Raw genomic sequence first — 16,999 nt, 5'->3', positions numbered from 1 at the left:
CTATTCTTTAACTTTAACAGACAGCATCCTTGAAACACCGGACTCTTCCATCGTTACCCCATATAAACGATTGACATTCATCATTGTACCCTTACGGTGAGTAATCACGATAAATTCTGTATTATTGTCATATTGATTTAGGTAATTTGCAAAACGATAGACATTGGCGTCATCAAGCGAAGCTTCAACCTCGTCTAAGATACAAAATGGCACAGGTTTAACTTTTATGATAGCAAACAAGAGCGTAATCGCCGTTAAGGCTTTTTCGCCACCAGATAATAAACTCATTCGCTGGAATTTCTTCCCAGGTGGTTGAGCAATAATCTCAATACCTGATTCTAACAAGTTATTCGGTTCAGTTAAAACCAATTTGGCTCGTCCACCAGCAAACATCTGTGGAAAAATATCCTCAAAAGCATCGCTGACTTGATCAAAAGTCTTCTTGAAACGAGTCGTTACTTCCTTGTCCATTTCAGTCATTGTTTCTAATAATTGAGCTCGAGCTTGCAAAAGATCATTTTGTTGCTGAGTCAAGAATTCATAACGATCTTTAACTTTATCATACTCTTCAATTGATGATAAATTGACCGTTCCTAACTCATCGATTCCCATCTTCAACAACCGAGCCTCTTTTTGTAACTCGTCAGCATCATAATCAGCCTGTTTCAGCTGTTGTAACGATGCCTCATAAGTTATTTGATAATCCTGCGACAAAGTATCAAGCCTTGAATCAATTTGGTTAGAGAACTTTGTATTCTTGATTGCCAGACTTTCCTGTTGGTCAGAAGCAGCTTTTTGCAAATCAAAACTACGTTGCGCATTATTGTTCAAATCACTCGACTTAGCTTGTTCTTTGGCTCTTTTATCCTTCAAAGAAGCTAAACTTTCTTTAGAAGTGGCAATTTCTTTTTGAAGTTTTGTAATCTGAGTTTTCACTTCAGCATTGCTTAAATCCAATTGACTCTTTTCAGAATCCAGAGTTTCCAATCTGCTCTTAATATCAGCAATTTGTTTTTGAGTTTTATTTGATAAATCAGTCAAATCATTGTTTTGCGTTGTTTCATTAGCAAAATTATTTTTCAAAACAGCCAATTTAGTTTGTTTATCTTGTTGCTTTTCATTGACAGAACTTAATTCAGCGTCAAAGTCAGTCAAGAGTTTTTGCTTTTGATTGATTTCTTTTTGAGTCTGCTCAATTTCAGCTTTTATTTTTTCAGCAGTTTCATTTTGTTGCTTTAAGTTCTTTTCTAATTCAGTTTGTTCAGTTTGATTTTGCGACAAGTTATATTTAATAACTTCAATTTGTTCATTATAATGCTTTACTTCATTTTGATAAGTTGAGTCAGCTTGTTCCAGTTGATTCTTTTGCTGATTAAAGTTAGCCAATTTTTCATCGACTGTCTTCTTTTCAGCATTAACTTTAACCAATTCATTGCGCAAATCTTGCACAGCTTTTTGTTTTTGATCCATCAACAATTCTTGCTTCGATAATTCTTTAGTTAAAGAGGCCAGCTCATCTTTTCTAGTCAAAATACTAGAATTGACTCGACGCTGTTGACCACCAGTTAAAGAACCCCCAGCATTGACGACATTACCATCTAAAGTAACTACCCGATATTTTCGACTGACCGCAGCAGAAATTTTGGTAGCTTGATCAATATTTTTTGCTACCAATAAATTCCCCAAAATATTTCGAACAATATTTGAAACCTTATCATCGTATGAAACCAACTCACTAGCGACACCAACAAAACCTGCGACTGCTTTAGCTTTGTTCAAGTCATTAGTATAAATGTTTCGCGGTTGAATAATATTGATTGGTAGAAAAGTTGCGCGACCGCCACGACTTTGTCTCAAAAAAGCAATCGCTTTTTTAGCAGCAGTTTCATTTTCAGTTACGATGGATTGCAATTGATTGCTGACTACCGTTTCGATTGCTAGCTGATATTCTTTGGGAACACGAATTAATTCAGCTACGGCTCCAACGATACCTGCAATCTTATCTTTGTTGTTTAAAACATGCTTAGCACCTTCAAAGAAACCAGCATGCTCTTGTTCCATATTTTCGAGAACTTTTTTACGTGCCTTAATTTCCTGCAGATTCTCTAAAATCTTTAAATAATTTTGATTCTCTTTTTTACCAGTTTCAGTGATTGTTTCAATTGAATTGGTCAATTCTCGATCATGCTTAATCAAACTTTGATTGTCATTGATTAAAGCTTGAATTTTTTGACTAGTTCCCTGTTTATCAGTTTCAGAAGAAGCTAAATCATTTTGAATCCCAGCTAATCTTGAATTTTGTTCATCTAAATTAGCCTTAACTCGTGTTAATTGGCGATTAGAAAATTTTTGCTCATTATTATTTGAGACTTGATCTTGCAACAAATTAACATAAGAATTCCGTAGGTCTTCAATATTTTTTTGAATATCTTCCGGAGTCTTCTTTTTAAGTTGTTGAATCTCTCGCAACTGCTTTTCAAAATCAGCAATTTGTTCCTTGTATGAGGTCATTTTCTGATTTGAAGCAATTAATTTCTTTTGATTGGCTTCTTTTTGTTGCTGCAAAGTCTCTAATTGATTGCTTAAAGTTTGTTTATTAGTCGAATTAAAGTCAGTTCTTTGGTCTGCAACGGCAATTTGACCATTAAAAACTTCTAATTTCCTAGTTGATTCAATCAATTTAGATTGTTCGGCATCAATTTTATCCGTCAGCTCATGAATAGCAATATTATTCTCTTCAACTTGTTTATTAGACTTCGTAACTTCTGAAGAGATATTTTGCAAACTCATCTTAACTTCACGCAAATCTTTTTCAACTTGACGTTTTTGAGCCGACAAATTTTTGATTTCAATCGTCAAAATCTTTTGATAAATACTGTCATATTTTTGCTTTTGATCTTTATAATCTCGAGCAATACTAGCCTGCTTCTTCAATGGTTCAACTTGCTTCGATAATTCTGAAACGATATCAGAGACACGATGCAAATTATCTGTGGTTTCGGTCATTTTGTTTTCAGCTTGTTGCTTCTTTTGCTTAAATAAAGAAACTCCAGCTGACTCTTCAATGATACTTCTTCTTTCGACTGGTTTACTGTTAAAGATTTCTTCAACTCGACCTTGAGAAATAATTGAGAATGACTGTTTGCCCATTCCTGAATCCATAAATAATTCAGTAATATCACGCAAGCGACATTGTTTATTATTAATTAAAAATTCAGTATCGCCATTTCTGAATAGACGACGACAAATATTGAGATTTTCTTGTTCTGATTTTAATTCTTTATTACGATTATCAAATTCTAAAATCACTTCTGCACGATTCATTTGCGGACGTGTGGCACTCCCAGCAAAAATCACATCGACCATTTTGTCTCCACGTAAACTCTTTGCTGATTGTTCGCCCATGACCCAACGAATAGCTTCAGTAATATTTGATTTTCCACTCCCGTTGGGTCCGACGATACCAGTAATTCCACTAGTAAAATCAATCTTTGTTTTATCAGCAAATGATTTGAACCCATTGATCGTTAATGATTTTAATGGCATAAATTCAAAACTCCTATAATTCTTCTAATACTCTCTTAGCTGCCATTTGTTCGGCGTGCTTCTTGCTGTAACCTAAGCCCTTAGATAAAATCTTTCCGTTAGCGATTAATTCAACTTTGAATTTCTTATCGTGATCAGGACCTTCTTCATCGATTACTTTGTAATCAATTTCAACTTCTCCAGATTGTTGCAATCTTTCCTGCAAGTGAGTCTTAAAGTCAGTATCTTCAGAAAATTCCCCTGAATCGATATGTGGATAAACGACCTTTTTCAAGAAATCGTTGACTACTTGATTGCCTTGATCTAAGTAAAGAGCACCGTTGAAGGCTTCAAAGATATCTTCAAGTAAAGTATGTCTTTGACGAGCGCCTTGTTTTTCTTCACCTTTACCAATCAATAGATACTTATCAATATTGATTTCCTTGGCAAAACGGGCAAAACTATCCGTTCTGACGATATCTGATCTTAAGCGAGTCAATTTACCTTCGGGCAAGTCAGGATATTTTTCAAATAGATAACGTGAGATATTGATTTCTAGGACAGCATCCCCCAAAAATTCCAATCTTTCATAGTCACCGATACCTAATTCTTTATGTTCATTGTCAAAAGAAGAATGAGTCATTGCTCTTTCGACTAATTTTTTATTGTCAAATTTAATTCCGTATTTTTCATCTAAAAATTCTAAGAATTTTGGATCTAACATAACGTGTCCCCTTTCCAATAATACTAATTATACTAAACTTTTTACTTAAATAATTCGTTGGATAAAAAAATAAGACCTCATGGCCTTATTTTTGATGTGATGAAATATAGCTGACTGCTTCGCCGACAGTCGTAATCTTCTCGGCATCGTCATCTGGAATCTCTGAACCGAAAGCATCTTCAAGTTCCAAAACAAATTCAACAAGGTCGATTGAATCAGCATCAAGATCCTTGGTGAAAGATGTTTCCTTAGTAATTGTCGATGGTTCTACTTCAAATTTATCTGCAATCAATGAAACGATTTTGTCAAAAACTTCTTGTTCTGTCATAGAGGTTCTCCCTTATTTTTCTTCTTGATCCATTTGTTCAAAATATTTATTTGCTTTATTAATAGTATCGTTAGATAACATATCATAAATTTGTTTAACAGTATAATAGACCGTTCTACTGTCAGCCGCACCGTGAGCTTTAATCACTGGTGACTTTAAACCGAGTAAAACAGCTCCACCAGCTTGCGAAGTATCAAACATTTTCTTCATACCTTTAAGCGATGGAGAAACGATAGCTGCACCCATTTTAGTAAAGATACCATTATTTAGCAAGGCATCTTTAAGCTGTTTCAACAAGATCGTAGCGGTTCCTTCAGTTGCCTTCAAAGCCGCATTTCCAGTAAAGCCATCAGTAACGATGACATCAGCTTTTCCAGCTAAGATATTATTCGATTCTAAATTACCAATAAAATTGATGCCCTTGGTCTCTTTTAATAGTTGATAAGTCTCTTTATGCAACTTATCGCCCTTGTCGTATTCAGCCCCATTATTCAACAAAGCAACTCGTGGATTGTCGATTTTTTTAACATCATGTGCATAAATCGACCCCATGATTGCCCACTGCTGTAAATAGGCGGGCTTAGCTTCAGCATTAGCGCCAACATCTAACATATTGACCCCGCGTGTTGAATTGGTAGCTGGCAAAGTTGGCATTAAAGCTGGTCTAGCAACTTGTTTGATTCGGCCAACGACAAAGATTCCAGCTGCTAATAAAGCACCTGTATTACCTAAAGAAAACAAAGCATCATTTTCGCCATCTTTAACTGACTTAGCTGCTAAAACCATTGAAGCATTCTTTTTCGAACGAATCGCTCTTACAGGTTCATCTGTTCCCAAAATTTGTTCGTCAGTATGAACGATTTTGATATTCTTATCATCTTTTAAATATTTTTTTATTTCTGATTCTTTACCATACAAAGTAAATTCTAAATCTGACCATTCATCGCGAGCTTTTTCAATTCCCTCAACGACTACTTGGGGAGCGTTATCTCCACCCATAGCGTCAACTGCTATTTTCATTTTATTTCCTCACCTATTTAGATTTAGCTTGAAAAAATCCAATATCTTAAGTGTATCCTTACAATTCAAAACGAGATACCAAAAAGCAAGATTTTTCCTTAATTATTCTTAAATTTAATCAAAGTTATTTAATTGATCGAACTCTTGTCCGATAAACGTTTTAAGTGCTTTGGTCTTTGGACTATTTAACAACTTCTTGTCAGTAAATAATCTCGTGGCCTCTTCTTGAGCAACTTCTAGTATATTAATATCATTGATTGGATTACCGACCTTAAATTCAGGCAAACCTGATTGCCGATTACCTAACAGATCTCCAGCACCACGCATCTTCAAATCCTCTTCGGCTAAGACGAAACCATCATTTGTCGAAGTCAAAATTTTCATCCGTTCCACCGCGGCTTCATTATTAGGATCTGCTATCAAGATACAATACGATTGCTTTTTTCCTCGTCCAACTCGACCACGCAATTGATGCAGTTGCGACAAGCCAAATCGATTGGCATCATAAATTACCATTACCGAAGCATTGGGAACATCGACTCCAACTTCAATGACTGTGGTTGAAACCAAAATATCAATTTTTTTATCGCTAAAATCGTTCATGACGCTTTCTTTTTGATCATTTGGCATTTGTCCATGCAAGAGCCCAATTTGGTATTTATCGCCAAATAATTCCGTGAATTTGTCATAAATCAACTCAGCATTTTTTAAATCCATTTTTTCAGATTCCGAAATCAAGGGTGTAACCACATAAACCTGAGCACCAGTCGTTAATTCTTTTTCAACAAAATGATACATTTGTTCGACTTTTTGACTTCTAATCCAATATGTCTCAACTTTCTTACGTCCAGCTGGCAATTGGTCAATTCTTGAAACATCCATATCACCGTAAGTCGTGATAGCCAAGGTTCGAGGAATCGGTGTCGCTGTCATCGCTAAAACATCTGGATTATCGCCCTTTTCACGCATTGCTTTACGCTGATTAACCCCAAATCGATGTTGCTCATCAATTACAATCAAGCCCAGATTCTTAAAATCGACGCTATCTTGAATCAAAGCGTGGGTTCCAACAATAACATTCGTTTTGCCATTTTTAATATCGCCAGTAATAAAATCATGTTCTTTTTTTGTTTGCGAACCAGTCAATAATGCTGTTCGCATTTTTAAAGGCGTCAACAATTTACTAATTTTATCAAAGTGTTGCTGAGCTAAAATTTCAGTCGGCGCCATAATTGCAGCCTGATATCCGGCTGTCACTGAAGCTAGCATGGCAATGACTGAAACGATAGTTTTACCAGAACCAACATCACCTTGCAAGAGACGATTCATATGATGTTTTGATGCCATATCATTTAAAATTTCTTGAACGACTCGATTTTGAGCTTCAGTCAATTCAAAAGGTAACCCTTGAACAAATTTATCAATAAAGGTCTGATCATATTTTTCTTCGATGCCAATATTTTTTTGTTCATCTTCTAGTTTAATACTCTGTAAACCGCATTGGAATAAGAAAAACTCTCGAAACTTAGCACTTCTTCTGGCCGCATCGCTTTGTTCTTCACTCTTTGGAAAATGAACTCCAGAAACGATTTGACGATCATCTAACAATTTATATTTTTCACGCAAATAATCAGGAATGATGGTTTCAATTTCGTCAGCATATTTTTCATAAGCTGCTTTAATCAAATTGACCAAAGTTTTTTGATGAATACTCTTATTGACTGAATAAACTGAATCAATCGAGTCATCAGAATTGACATCAATGACCTTCATCCCCGTCAAAGACCGGCGGTTCTCATTCCATTTGCCATAAACAGCGGCTTCATTGCCAGTTTCAAATTTATCTTTCAACCAAGGTTGATTGAAAAAAGTCACCATAATTGATTCGTTCTCAACTAACAAGCGCACATTTAAACGAGTTTTCTTATAACCAAATCTAAACACCGCGGGATCACTAGCAACGACTCCTTTTAAGAGTATTTTTTCTTGATCAGCGGCTTGGTCTAATGACTTTGCCTCCATGTCCTCATAGCGAAAAGGAAAGTAGAACAACAAATCATAGACATTATTGATTCCTAGAGACTGAAGCGATTCTAATCTCTTTGGACCAACACCGGGCAAAACCGAGAGTGACACTTTTCTTAGATCCATACATTTTCCCTCCTTTTCTCTAAAAAGCTCTTAGAAAATAAAAAGACCATGACAAAACGAATCGTTTCATCACAGCCTCCTCCTTATTATTCAACCGAAACTAAGTATGGGTATACGGGTTGGTCACCTTGATGAATTTCAGTTTCTAAGTCTGAATATTTATCATCTAAGTAATCAGCAACTTTTTGTGCATCTTTCTTATCACCATCTTGACCCACCAAAATCGTAATAACTTCACTGTCTTCATCGATCATTTGATCGAGCATTTTTTCAGTACCATCAATGATGTCTTCATCATCAACTAAAATCTTGCCGTCAACGATGCCCATGTAATGACCTTTAGTAATCTTCAAACCGTCGATTTCAGTATCACGGATAGCTTGAGTGATTTGACCACTCTTAACCGTGTCCAATGAATCTTCCATGTTTTCTTCGTTTTCTTCTAGTTCAGCTTCAGGATTGAATGAAAGCATAGCTGTCATTCCTTGTGAAATTGTCTTAGAACCAACGATAGCAACTGGAATATCAACTAAATCAACCGCTTGTTTTGCAGCCATAATGATATTTCCATTATTTGGCAAGACCAAAGCACGCTTAGCATTAGATTTATTGATTGCATCAACAATATCATTCGTTGATGGATTCATTGTTTGACCACCACTGATAACGCTAGTTACGCCTAAACTCTCAAACAATTTAGTTAGACCTTCACCAGATGAAACTGCAATCACCGCATAATCAATTGGCTGTGCATTAGTTTCTGGAGTTACTGGCTCATCTTCATCAACGATTGTTTCGTGTTGCAATCTCATATTATCAATCTTGATTTTAGTTAAAGCACCATATTTTCGACCAGCTTCCCAAACTTTATAAGGATAGTTAGTGTGAACGTGGACTTTGACGACTTCATCATCAGAGACAACAATTAATGAATCACCAATTTTATCTAAATAATTGCGTAATGTATCATTATCGAATTTTTCATCAGTCGTAGCATCTTTACCCAATTCAACCATCATTTCAGTACAGAAACCATTTTTGATTTCATCGGTATTGAATTGACCTTGAACTGATTGATGATGCGTAGCATTGACCATCTCAGTCATATCTCTTTCATCAGGGATATATTCTTCGTCACTGGCCTTTTCGCCACTCAAGCCTTCTAAGAAGCCTTCATAGATAAAGACTAATCCTTGTCCACCTGAATCAACTACGCCAACTTCCTTTAAAACTGGAAGCAATGATGGAGTTTTCTCCAAACCGGCTTTAGAACCCTTAACAACTGCCTTCATCACTTCAACTAAATCGTTAGTCGTTTTAACTTTTTTCATTCCAGCTTCGGCACCAAAACGTGCGACTGTTAAGATAGTTCCTTCAACTGGTTTCATAACAGCCTTATAAGCCGTCTTGACCCCATCGTCAAAAGCTTTAGCTAAATCCATAGCCGTTAAGCTATCCTTTTTCTCGATACTTTTTGAAAAGCCACGGAAAATTTGTGATGTAATAACTCCAGAATTACCACGAGCACCCATCAAAACTCCCTTTGCCAGAGCTTTTCCCAAAGTACCGACGTGATCGCTTTCTGATTCATTAACAGCTTTAAAACCGCTTTGTATTGTCAAACTCATATTAGTTCCGGTATCGCCATCAGGAACCGGAAAGACGTTCAATGAGTTAACAAACTTAGCATTCTTTTCCAGTCTATGGGATGCAACTCGCACCATATCTGAAAATTCTTTTTTTGTAATTGTTTCTTTGCTCAAAAGTTTCCCCTCCAACCAGCTTTATCTATTCAATATCGTCCAAAACTTTAATTCCTTGAACGTAAACATTAACAGTGCCAGCTGGTGTACCAAGCATTGTTTCTAGGTTGTATTTTACTTTTTCTTTTAAATTTTTTGCTACTTCAGATATTTTAATGCCATATCCAACGATTATGTAGACATCAACGGCCAGTTTACCATCTTCTTGATGGATCACTATACCTCTAGAAAAATCTTCACGGTTCAAAATTGTATTCATGCCATCACGCAATTGATTCTTGCTTGCCATCCCTACGATACCGTAGATATCAGATGCAGCGCCACCAACGATTGTGGCAACAGTATTTGTTGAAACATCAATTTCACCATGTTTTGTTTTAATTGTAACTGCCATTTCTGGATCCTCCTATTCTTTGGACCTAAATCTATCATAAACAATAAAATTCTATCATAGCAACAATTCTAATTAAAGATTTAAACCACAGAAAAGCAGATTAATCCCTAATTATTCTATTGATTTAGGTTTCTAGTTATGGTAAATTAGTCAGGTGATATTTTAAAGAAAAAACATGTAGCCAAAGGAGGTCGGTCCCATGGCAAAAGATATTATTACAGGCCGTAAAACAGTGTTCGGTAACAAACGTTCACACGCTCTTAACCAGTCAAAACGTTCTTGGAAGCCAAACTTGCAAAAAGTTCGTATCATGGTTGATGGTAAGCCAAAACGTGTATGGGTTTCAGCTAGAGCATTGAAATCAGGAAAAGTTACTCGTGTATAATTATCACTTAATAATTTAAAAGAGACTAACACTTAAGTTGTTGGTCTCTTTTATTTTACAATAGTAGTAGATCAAGGAGGGATTTTTATGAAAATCACAATTGGCAATCAAAATAACACTGATGAACTGCTTTCTTCAGCTATCGTCAATGCTCGAGATGGCGACATAATCGAATTAATGCCTGGAGAATATTTTTCAAAAAATAATCCCTTTATTTGTACCGTTAGACGAAATATAACCATTGTCGGCAAATCAAATACTAAAGGTGCCGTTAAATTATATTGCAGCTTTACAATTGGCGCCGACTGCTTGGTAATTTTTAAAAATCTCACCATTAATTATACGGCAGATTCTGATAATACCCTATCTGCTTATGATGGAGCTAAGGTATACGGCAATAACATCACTATTGACCGCAATACTTCTGATGATTGGGATACAATCTATGGTCAAAATGCCTCCTTTTCATTTAAAGACTCCAATATTTTGACCGGTGCTAAAACTAAAGCCATTGGACTTTCGCTTGAGAACAGTCAATTATTTGCGGACAGTACTTTCTTTCAATTGTTGTTCCAAAAGAATTCGACCGTCTTTTTGAGAAATTCTTTTGTGGCTCATAAATTGGAATTAAGACGTCACTCACAATTATTCTTCAAGAATTTGACTGTCGATTCTACGAAAACTCTCAATAAAAATGATTTGGCTGTTAAAAGCTCTTCAGAAATGATTGGCCAAGATTTAATTTTTATTAGGAATTCTCCTCAAATCAGAATTCTCAAGAGCAGCTTTGCGGTGGATAACTTTGAACCGGAATCACAAAGAATCCATTTCAAATTTGATGAAGCATCTCGAATTTTAGTTGATGGCAGACGACCACCAACTGATTAAATATTAAAAGGCACTCACAATTTTTAAATTGCGAGTGCCTTTTTTGTTTCATACTTTAAATTATAATTTGTCTAAACTTTGAGCTAAATCAGAAATCAAATCCTTAGGATCTTCAATTCCAACTGATAGACGAACTAATTGATGCGTGATGCCAGCCTTTAATTGTTCTTCAGGCGAAAGTTCTGCATGAGTCATTTTATATGGCAACTCAATCAAACTCTCGACAGCCCCTAAACTGACTGCTAACTGAATCAATTTTGTCCCTTCAACAAACTTGGTTGTATCTAATCCTTCTTTTAACTCGAATGAGACAATCCCACCAAAGCCATCAGCCTCTTTTTGAGCTATTTCATGGTCTTTCGTGCCGCTGATGCCTGGATAGTAAATTTTTTCAATTTCTGGTCGTTTTTGAAGGAATTCGACGATTTTTTTAGCATTACTGAGGTGTCGATCCATTCTAACGGCTAATGTTTGAATCCCACGACGAACCAGATTGGAATCTTCCGGCGATAAAGTCGAACCGATACTGTTTTGATTGAAATAAATTCGATCAGCAATCGCTTTATCTTTTGCAACAGCTATACCGGCAATGACATCCGAATGGCCACTGAGATATTTAGTAGCCGAATGAATCACAATATCAGCTCCTAAATCTAAGGGACGTTGCAAGTAAGGCGATAAGAAAGTATTGTCAACAATCGTTAACAATTGATGCTTTTTGGCGACTGCTGCCGTTTTCTTGACACTTGTGACGTGTAACAGTGGATTGGTAAAACTCTCGAAATAAATTGCTCTAGTATTTGGTCTAATAGCCTGTTCAATTTCTGAAGGATTTTGTGTATCCACAGCAGTAAATTCAATTTGCCAGCGTTTAAAAAATTCATTGATGATTCTAAAAGTGCCACCGTAAATCTCTTTTCCAATAATCAAGTGGTCGCCAGGTTTAAAGATTGCTAAAACAGCGTGAATTGCTGCTGAACCAGATGAAAAGGCAAATCCTCCATAACCATCTTCTAATTGCGCCACTTGCTCCTCCAAGTAATTTCTAGTTGGATTACCTGAACGTTCATAATCATATTTCACATCAGCTTCCACCGATGGATAAATATAAGTTGAAGAGTTATAGATTGGGACATTGACCGCCCCTGTATTATTATCATCTTGTGGTTTTCCATGAACTAATTTCGTATCGAATTCTGTCATATTTTTCCTCCTTAATCGATTTACCAAAAACATCAAATTATCTCTCACACGCCTCTAATATTAACAATAATTTTATTTATAAGGTAAAATATTTGATTCATCCCTTTAACTACTAGTAGAATTATAATTATTGATTAATGAAGGAGTATGAATAATGAGTAAAATTATTGCAGTAATGGCAAACGATGTCGAGGATATCGAATATACATCCCCTGCCAAGGCTTTAACAGATGCAGGTAACGAAGTTACTTTAGTTGGTGCTAACGCTAATGAAAAATTAACTGGTAAGCACGGTACTGAATTTACAACTGACAAAGGTATCGATGACATCAAGGCTGACGATTACGATGCACTTTTGATTCCTGGTGGCTTCTCACCTGACAATCTACGTAGCGATGACCGTTTCGTAGAATTAGCTAAGAAGTTCATGTTGACTGACAAAGCCGTCTTCTCAATTTGCCACGGCCCACAATTGTTGATGCAAACAGGTCTCGTTAAAGGTAGAACTTTGACTTCATATGAAACAGTTCAAACAGACCTTTACTATGCTGGTGGAATCGTCAAAGACGAACCAGTTGTTATCGACCGTCATTTGATCACAAGTCGCACACCTGATGATTTGGATGCCTTCAACAAAGCTATCGTTAACGAATTAGCTTAATAAATTTTGAAAAAATGATTTAAAAGCTTTTACAAAAATGAGCAACCTACAAGCCAAAAGGTTTGGAAGTTGCTCATTTTTTATTTCTGAATAACTAAATTCTTAATGTTTTCAAACCTATTTATTCAAATATGAAATTGATTTATTAACGTCGACTTTAGTTCCATAATACTTTTTACTAATATATTTCTGAATTTCCTTATCGTGGTATAACTCGACTAATTTCTTGAAAGTGGGATTATTTTTATTCTTCTGCGCTGTCGCTAAAACATTAACATTTACTTTAGTGCTTTGGTCAATCTTTTCATGATAAATTGAATCCTGCAAGACGTGCAATCCCCCAGCAAGAGCGATACTGTTTCCGATTAAGACAACCGGTACGTCATTTAAAACACGTGGTCCTGTACCATCATCAATTTCTTTAAATTTCAAATTCTTCGGATTAGATTTAATATCTTTCGTATCGCTAAAAGCATTGAAGCTTTTCTTTAATGTGACTAAACCAGCACTTTCCAGCAATTTCAAGGCTCTCGAAGTATTAGCCGGATCATTAGGAATTGCGAACGTTGTACCGTCAGGAATATCATTAATTTTTTTATATTTCTTTGAATAAATCCCCATTGGTTCCAAATAAGTCGTTCCAAGGGCTGCTAATTTACCCTTAGGATTTTGTTTGTTATAGGCCTCAAAGTATGAATACGACTGAAAAGCATTGACATCGACTTGACCATCGCTTGTGGCAGCATTTAATTGTGCTCCGTCAGAAATTACTTTAGTTTTAATCTTCAAATTTAGTTTTTTAGCTTGAGGACTTTTAGCAATATGTTCCCAAATCTGTAAATCTGAAGTATGCGAACCAATCGTGACCGTGCCTGTTTCTGAAGCTGCCTTCGATTGTTTGCCACAGCCGACCAATAAAATAATCGATAATGCTAAACCAATTACTAAAAATATCCTTTTTGAATTCTTCATCCCTAGTTTCCCCTTATATTCTGCTTTTTCAAAAATTTAATCGTGGTAGAAAAATTTGAAAAAAATGCGTCCCTACATCGTTAATCTACGATATAGGGACGCATTTTATGCGACATCACCCTATATTTTGTTCTCACAAAATATTTCAATAAATTCTATTATCTAGGATGACTCGCATCCTGTGCGTACTTTTGAATTTTATAAGTAAAAATCTTTAATTCATCGTCATGCCGCCAGTAACGTTGATTCCTTGTCCTGTCATATAATCTGACAGTGGACTAGCCAAAAACAACACTACGTTAGCGACATCTTGAGGAGTTCCAGTTCTTCCCAGTGGAACTTGACTATTGTCTTCTTTTTCAATGTCATCTGGTGATAACCCACGAATCTTTGCTCCATCTTTTCTTTCACGGTGCTTCATGGAAGTTTCGATGATTCCGGGACAGACAGCATTGACGTTGATTTGGTCTTTAGCAACTTCAATCGCTAAGGTCTTGGTCAAACTTAAAACGGCATGCTTTGAAGCTACATAGGCTGACATAGCTCGATAACCATTCTTACCGGCTTGTGAAGCAATCAAAACAACTTTTCCAGGACGTTTCTTTGCGACCATCAATTTGACGATATATTTGGTCACTAGATAAGTCCCACGAGTATTGACAGCAATTGTCTTATCGAAGTCAGAAGTTTTACTATCGACCAAATAGTCCATAGTTGAAATTCCGGCAACGTTTACCAAAATATTTGGAGTTAGATTTTGCGATTTCAATTGTTCAGCGAGATTCTGAACGCTTTTTTCATTGCTGACGTCTAACTTGATTTGATATTCTTGATCATTCTTCTGTTCCAATTGCGTGTTTTGGTAGGCTAAGTCAGCCGCTATCACAATTGCTTTCTCATCTTGGAAGGTTTCAACGACTTGTCGACCAATCCCTTGAAAACCACCTGTGACAAGAACAATTTCTTTTTCTAAGGATGTAAATAGACTCATTGTTCTACCTTCTTTTGACTAGATTACGTGACGTTCGTATGGGTCGTTAGAGATACCTTCGTCAAGAATCTTCTTTGACCATTCCTTAGCTGAGAATAGTGAGTGGTCACGATAATTACCACAGCTGTACTTGTCTGTTCCTTGAACGTCCTTCCATTCAACCTTATCGGCAATTTCTTCAAGTGAGCCTTTCAAAGCTTTGGCAACTTCGGTTGTTGAGTGTTCACCCCAAGTAATTAAGTGAAAACCTGTACGACAGCCAAATGGTGAACAGTCAATCACGCCATCTAATCTATCTCTAAGTAGTCCAGCTAGTAAATGCTCAATCGTATGTAAGCCAGCGGTAGGAATTGCATTTTCATTTGGTTGAACTAAACGCAAATCAAAGTTTGAAATAGCGTCGCCCTTTTCTCCATGTTCTTCAGTAATCAATCTAACGTAAGGTGCCTTTACTTTTGTGTGATCCAATGTAAAACTTTCAACTTTTGCCATAATTAATATCTCCTAAATTTTTATTTATCTAAATCTGAGATTGATTTATTAACCTCAATCTTTGTTCCGTAGTATTTCCTTTGAATATACTTTTGAATCTTCTTGTTGTGGTACAACTTAACAAGTTTTTGATAAGTTTTGTTGTTCTTATTCTTGTTGGCTGTTGCCAAGATGTTGATGTTATCTTGAGTGCTTTGGTCAACTTTTTCGTGATAAATCGAATCAGTCAAAACATGCAAACCACTTTCAAGAGCAACTGTGTTAGAAATCAAAACAACTGGCACATCATTCAAAACTCTTGGTCCGGTAGTATCATCGATTTCCTTGAATTTCAAATTCTTAGGATTAGCAGTGATATCTTTGGTATTGCCTAAAGCATTGAAATTCTTCTTCAAGGTAATCAAACCAGCTTTTTGCAATAACAATAAGTCACGTGATGTATTGGCTGGATTATTAGCGATAGCAATGGTCGTACCATCAGGAATATCGCTCACTTTCTTATATTTCTTTGAATAAATTCCTAAAGGTTCCAAGTAAGTTGTACCTAAAGCTGCTAATTTACCTTTAGGATTTTGCTTATTGTAAGCTTGGAAATAAGACCAGGATTGAAAGGCATTGACATCAACTTCACCTTCGGTAGTAGCTTTGTTTAATTGAGCTCCATCAGTAATCTCTTTGGTCTTGATATTCAAGCCTAAATCTTTAGCTTGTGGACTCTTAGCAATATGTTCCCAGATATTTAAGTCTGAGCCTTGCGAACCAATCACCACATTACCTTCCTCAGTTGCTTTAGCTTGTTTGCCACAGCCAACTAATAAGAACACCGATAATGCTAAAACGATTGAAAATAATATCCTTTTTGAATTCTTCATGATTCTCCCCCTCGATTGTTCTAATCAAACTCTAATTTTTCAGTTTGGCATCAGCCAAAACTCAAACATGTAAAGCCTCCTCGTTTGATGTGGTTTATTTAATTTCTATTGGTTAATTCCCACCAGCTTTTTTGTGGTATTTTTGTGGTAGTTCTTGGTTGGTAGGAATTGGTTTGGTGGTTGAATTGAAGTGCTTAAAATTAAGGAAATGGATTTTATGAAATATGATTCACGGGCGTCAATTAGACGCCCCCGTTTGCGTTCTCTAAGTGGTGAAACCACTAAGAGAACGCAAAAATCGCCCCTACACTGCACACAAACTAACTCTGCAATGTAGGGACGATCACCGTGGTACCACCCTAATTCATATCTTGCTCATACAAGATACCTCAACGACACTAACATGTCCGGGATGATATCGCATCCTTGCGTACTTTGGCTTTCACCTCAGTAAGACTCCAAGCTCATCTTCAATCAACTTTCGTCCCGCCTTTTCACTAAATAGCGGTCACTATCTAAACTAATAATTGATCTACTCTTCTCTTCAACGCCTAATGAAATTAAATAAGTTTTAATTGTTTGATTGATGATAAATCTACGCCTATAAACTCATCTTGTCAATAATAATTC

At 36.2% G+C, this 16,999-nt stretch carries 15 protein-coding genes; 3 read left to right on the top strand and 12 right to left on the bottom strand.

Annotated features, from left to right (window positions below):
- The 7 genes from smc to FHL06_RS01495 all read right to left on the bottom strand — a co-directional run bounded on the left by smc (window position 1) and on the right by FHL06_RS01495 (window position 9,905).
- A complete protein-coding gene (gene smc / locus FHL06_RS01525; protein ID WP_153384486.1) occupies window positions 1–3,546 on the bottom strand; it encodes a chromosome segregation protein SMC in 3,546 nt (1,181 codons plus the stop codon).
- 13 nt (window positions 3,547–3,559) lie between these two features.
- Entirely contained in the window at window positions 3,560–4,249 is a 690-nt protein-coding gene (gene rnc, locus FHL06_RS01520) for a ribonuclease III (protein WP_153384485.1), read from the bottom strand.
- Between the two features lie 85 nt (window positions 4,250–4,334).
- Window positions 4,335–4,577 (bottom strand): acyl carrier protein, encoded by a 243-nt coding sequence (gene acpP / locus FHL06_RS01515; RefSeq protein WP_153384484.1) that lies wholly within the window; start codon window positions 4,575–4,577, stop codon window positions 4,335–4,337.
- 12 nt (window positions 4,578–4,589) lie between these two features.
- Entirely contained in the window at window positions 4,590–5,597 is a 1,008-nt protein-coding gene (gene plsX, locus FHL06_RS01510) for a phosphate acyltransferase PlsX (protein ID WP_153384483.1), read from the bottom strand.
- Window positions 5,598–5,711: 114 nt separating this feature from the next.
- The gene (gene recG / locus FHL06_RS01505) at window positions 5,712–7,748 is read right to left on the bottom strand and encodes an ATP-dependent DNA helicase RecG (RefSeq protein ID WP_153384482.1); all 2,037 of its coding nucleotides are present in this window, start codon (window positions 7,746–7,748) and stop codon (window positions 5,712–5,714) included.
- A gap of 86 nt (window positions 7,749–7,834) precedes the next feature.
- Window positions 7,835–9,472 carry a DAK2 domain-containing protein gene (locus tag FHL06_RS01500; RefSeq protein ID WP_162000187.1) on the bottom strand — a complete coding sequence of 546 codons (1,638 nt, stop codon included), beginning with the start codon at window positions 9,470–9,472 and terminating at the stop codon, window positions 7,835–7,837.
- Window positions 9,473–9,536: 64 nt separating this feature from the next.
- Window positions 9,537–9,905 carry an Asp23/Gls24 family envelope stress response protein gene (locus tag FHL06_RS01495; protein ID WP_102195136.1) on the bottom strand — a complete coding sequence of 123 codons (369 nt, stop codon included), beginning with the start codon at window positions 9,903–9,905 and terminating at the stop codon, window positions 9,537–9,539.
- Window positions 9,906–10,104: 199 nt separating this feature from the next.
- Between FHL06_RS01495 and rpmB the strand changes: the two genes are divergently transcribed.
- Complete coding sequence (gene rpmB / locus FHL06_RS01490; protein ID WP_010019437.1) at window positions 10,105–10,290, top strand: 50S ribosomal protein L28; 186 nt, start codon at window positions 10,105–10,107, stop codon at window positions 10,288–10,290.
- 87 nt (window positions 10,291–10,377) lie between these two features.
- On the top strand, window positions 10,378–11,178 hold the full coding sequence (locus FHL06_RS01485; RefSeq protein ID WP_153384480.1) for a DUF1565 domain-containing protein: 801 nt from the start codon (window positions 10,378–10,380) through the stop codon (window positions 11,176–11,178).
- 60 nt (window positions 11,179–11,238) lie between these two features.
- On the opposite strand, the gene FHL06_RS01480 is transcribed toward FHL06_RS01485, so the two are convergent.
- Entirely contained in the window at window positions 11,239–12,381 is a 1,143-nt protein-coding gene (locus FHL06_RS01480) for a trans-sulfuration enzyme family protein (protein ID WP_153384479.1), read from the bottom strand.
- A gap of 154 nt (window positions 12,382–12,535) precedes the next feature.
- Here FHL06_RS01480 and FHL06_RS01475 point away from each other — a divergent pair, with 154 nt between their 5' ends.
- The gene (locus FHL06_RS01475; protein ID WP_153384478.1) at window positions 12,536–13,042 is read left to right on the top strand and encodes a type 1 glutamine amidotransferase domain-containing protein; all 507 of its coding nucleotides are present in this window, start codon (window positions 12,536–12,538) and stop codon (window positions 13,040–13,042) included.
- A gap of 117 nt (window positions 13,043–13,159) precedes the next feature.
- Here the strand turns inward: FHL06_RS01475 and FHL06_RS01470 are convergent, their stop codons facing one another.
- From FHL06_RS01470 to FHL06_RS01455, 4 genes are all read right to left on the bottom strand, one after another.
- The gene (locus tag FHL06_RS01470) at window positions 13,160–14,014 is read right to left on the bottom strand and encodes a MetQ/NlpA family ABC transporter substrate-binding protein (protein ID WP_153384477.1); all 855 of its coding nucleotides are present in this window, start codon (window positions 14,012–14,014) and stop codon (window positions 13,160–13,162) included.
- 214 nt (window positions 14,015–14,228) lie between these two features.
- Window positions 14,229–15,005 carry an SDR family oxidoreductase gene (locus FHL06_RS01465; protein ID WP_153384476.1) on the bottom strand — a complete coding sequence of 259 codons (777 nt, stop codon included), beginning with the start codon at window positions 15,003–15,005 and terminating at the stop codon, window positions 14,229–14,231.
- Between the two features lie 18 nt (window positions 15,006–15,023).
- Window positions 15,024–15,497, bottom strand: a complete 474-nt coding sequence (locus tag FHL06_RS01460) for an S-ribosylhomocysteine lyase (RefSeq protein ID WP_153384475.1) — start codon at window positions 15,495–15,497, stop codon at window positions 15,024–15,026.
- A gap of 20 nt (window positions 15,498–15,517) precedes the next feature.
- Entirely contained in the window at window positions 15,518–16,369 is an 852-nt protein-coding gene (locus FHL06_RS01455) for a MetQ/NlpA family ABC transporter substrate-binding protein (protein ID WP_153384474.1), read from the bottom strand.
- Between the last annotated feature and the right edge of the window lie 630 nt (window positions 16,370–16,999).

Source organism: Companilactobacillus halodurans (assembly GCF_009600985.1).
GTDB lineage: Bacteria > Bacillota > Bacilli > Lactobacillales > Lactobacillaceae > Companilactobacillus > Companilactobacillus halodurans.
Note: the sequence above shows the minus strand (reverse complement) of the source record. Positions and strands in the feature narration are given on the sequence as shown.

Bases quoted from the DNA above. Each gene is read 5' to 3' on its own strand.
- recG (WP_153384482.1), bottom strand. From the start codon at position 7,748: ATGGATCTAAGAAAAGTGTCACTCTCGGTTTTGCCCGGTGTTGGTCCA.
- rnc (WP_153384485.1), bottom strand. From the start codon at position 4,249: ATGTTAGATCCAAAATTCTTAGAATTTTTAGATGAAAAATACGGAATT.
- acpP (WP_153384484.1), bottom strand. From the start codon at position 4,577: ATGACAGAACAAGAAGTTTTTGACAAAATCGTTTCATTGATTGCAGAT.
- smc (WP_153384486.1), bottom strand. From the start codon at position 3,546: ATGCCATTAAAATCATTAACGATCAATGGGTTCAAATCATTTGCTGAT.
- FHL06_RS01500 (WP_162000187.1), bottom strand. From the start codon at position 9,472: ATGGTGCGAGTTGCATCCCATAGACTGGAAAAGAATGCTAAGTTTGTT.
- FHL06_RS01455 (WP_153384474.1), bottom strand. From the start codon at position 16,369: ATGAAGAATTCAAAAAGGATATTATTTTCAATCGTTTTAGCATTATCG.
- FHL06_RS01470 (WP_153384477.1), bottom strand. From the start codon at position 14,014: ATGAAGAATTCAAAAAGGATATTTTTAGTAATTGGTTTAGCATTATCG.
- FHL06_RS01485 (WP_153384480.1), top strand. From the start codon at position 10,378: ATGAAAATCACAATTGGCAATCAAAATAACACTGATGAACTGCTTTCT.
- FHL06_RS01465 (WP_153384476.1), bottom strand. From the start codon at position 15,005: ATGAGTCTATTTACATCCTTAGAAAAAGAAATTGTTCTTGTCACAGGT.
- FHL06_RS01475 (WP_153384478.1), top strand. From the start codon at position 12,536: ATGAGTAAAATTATTGCAGTAATGGCAAACGATGTCGAGGATATCGAA.
- rpmB (WP_010019437.1), top strand. From the start codon at position 10,105: ATGGCAAAAGATATTATTACAGGCCGTAAAACAGTGTTCGGTAACAAA.
- FHL06_RS01495 (WP_102195136.1), bottom strand. From the start codon at position 9,905: ATGGCAGTTACAATTAAAACAAAACATGGTGAAATTGATGTTTCAACA.
- plsX (WP_153384483.1), bottom strand. From the start codon at position 5,597: ATGAAAATAGCAGTTGACGCTATGGGTGGAGATAACGCTCCCCAAGTA.
- FHL06_RS01480 (WP_153384479.1), bottom strand. From the start codon at position 12,381: ATGACAGAATTCGATACGAAATTAGTTCATGGAAAACCACAAGATGAT.
- FHL06_RS01460 (WP_153384475.1), bottom strand. From the start codon at position 15,497: ATGGCAAAAGTTGAAAGTTTTACATTGGATCACACAAAAGTAAAGGCA.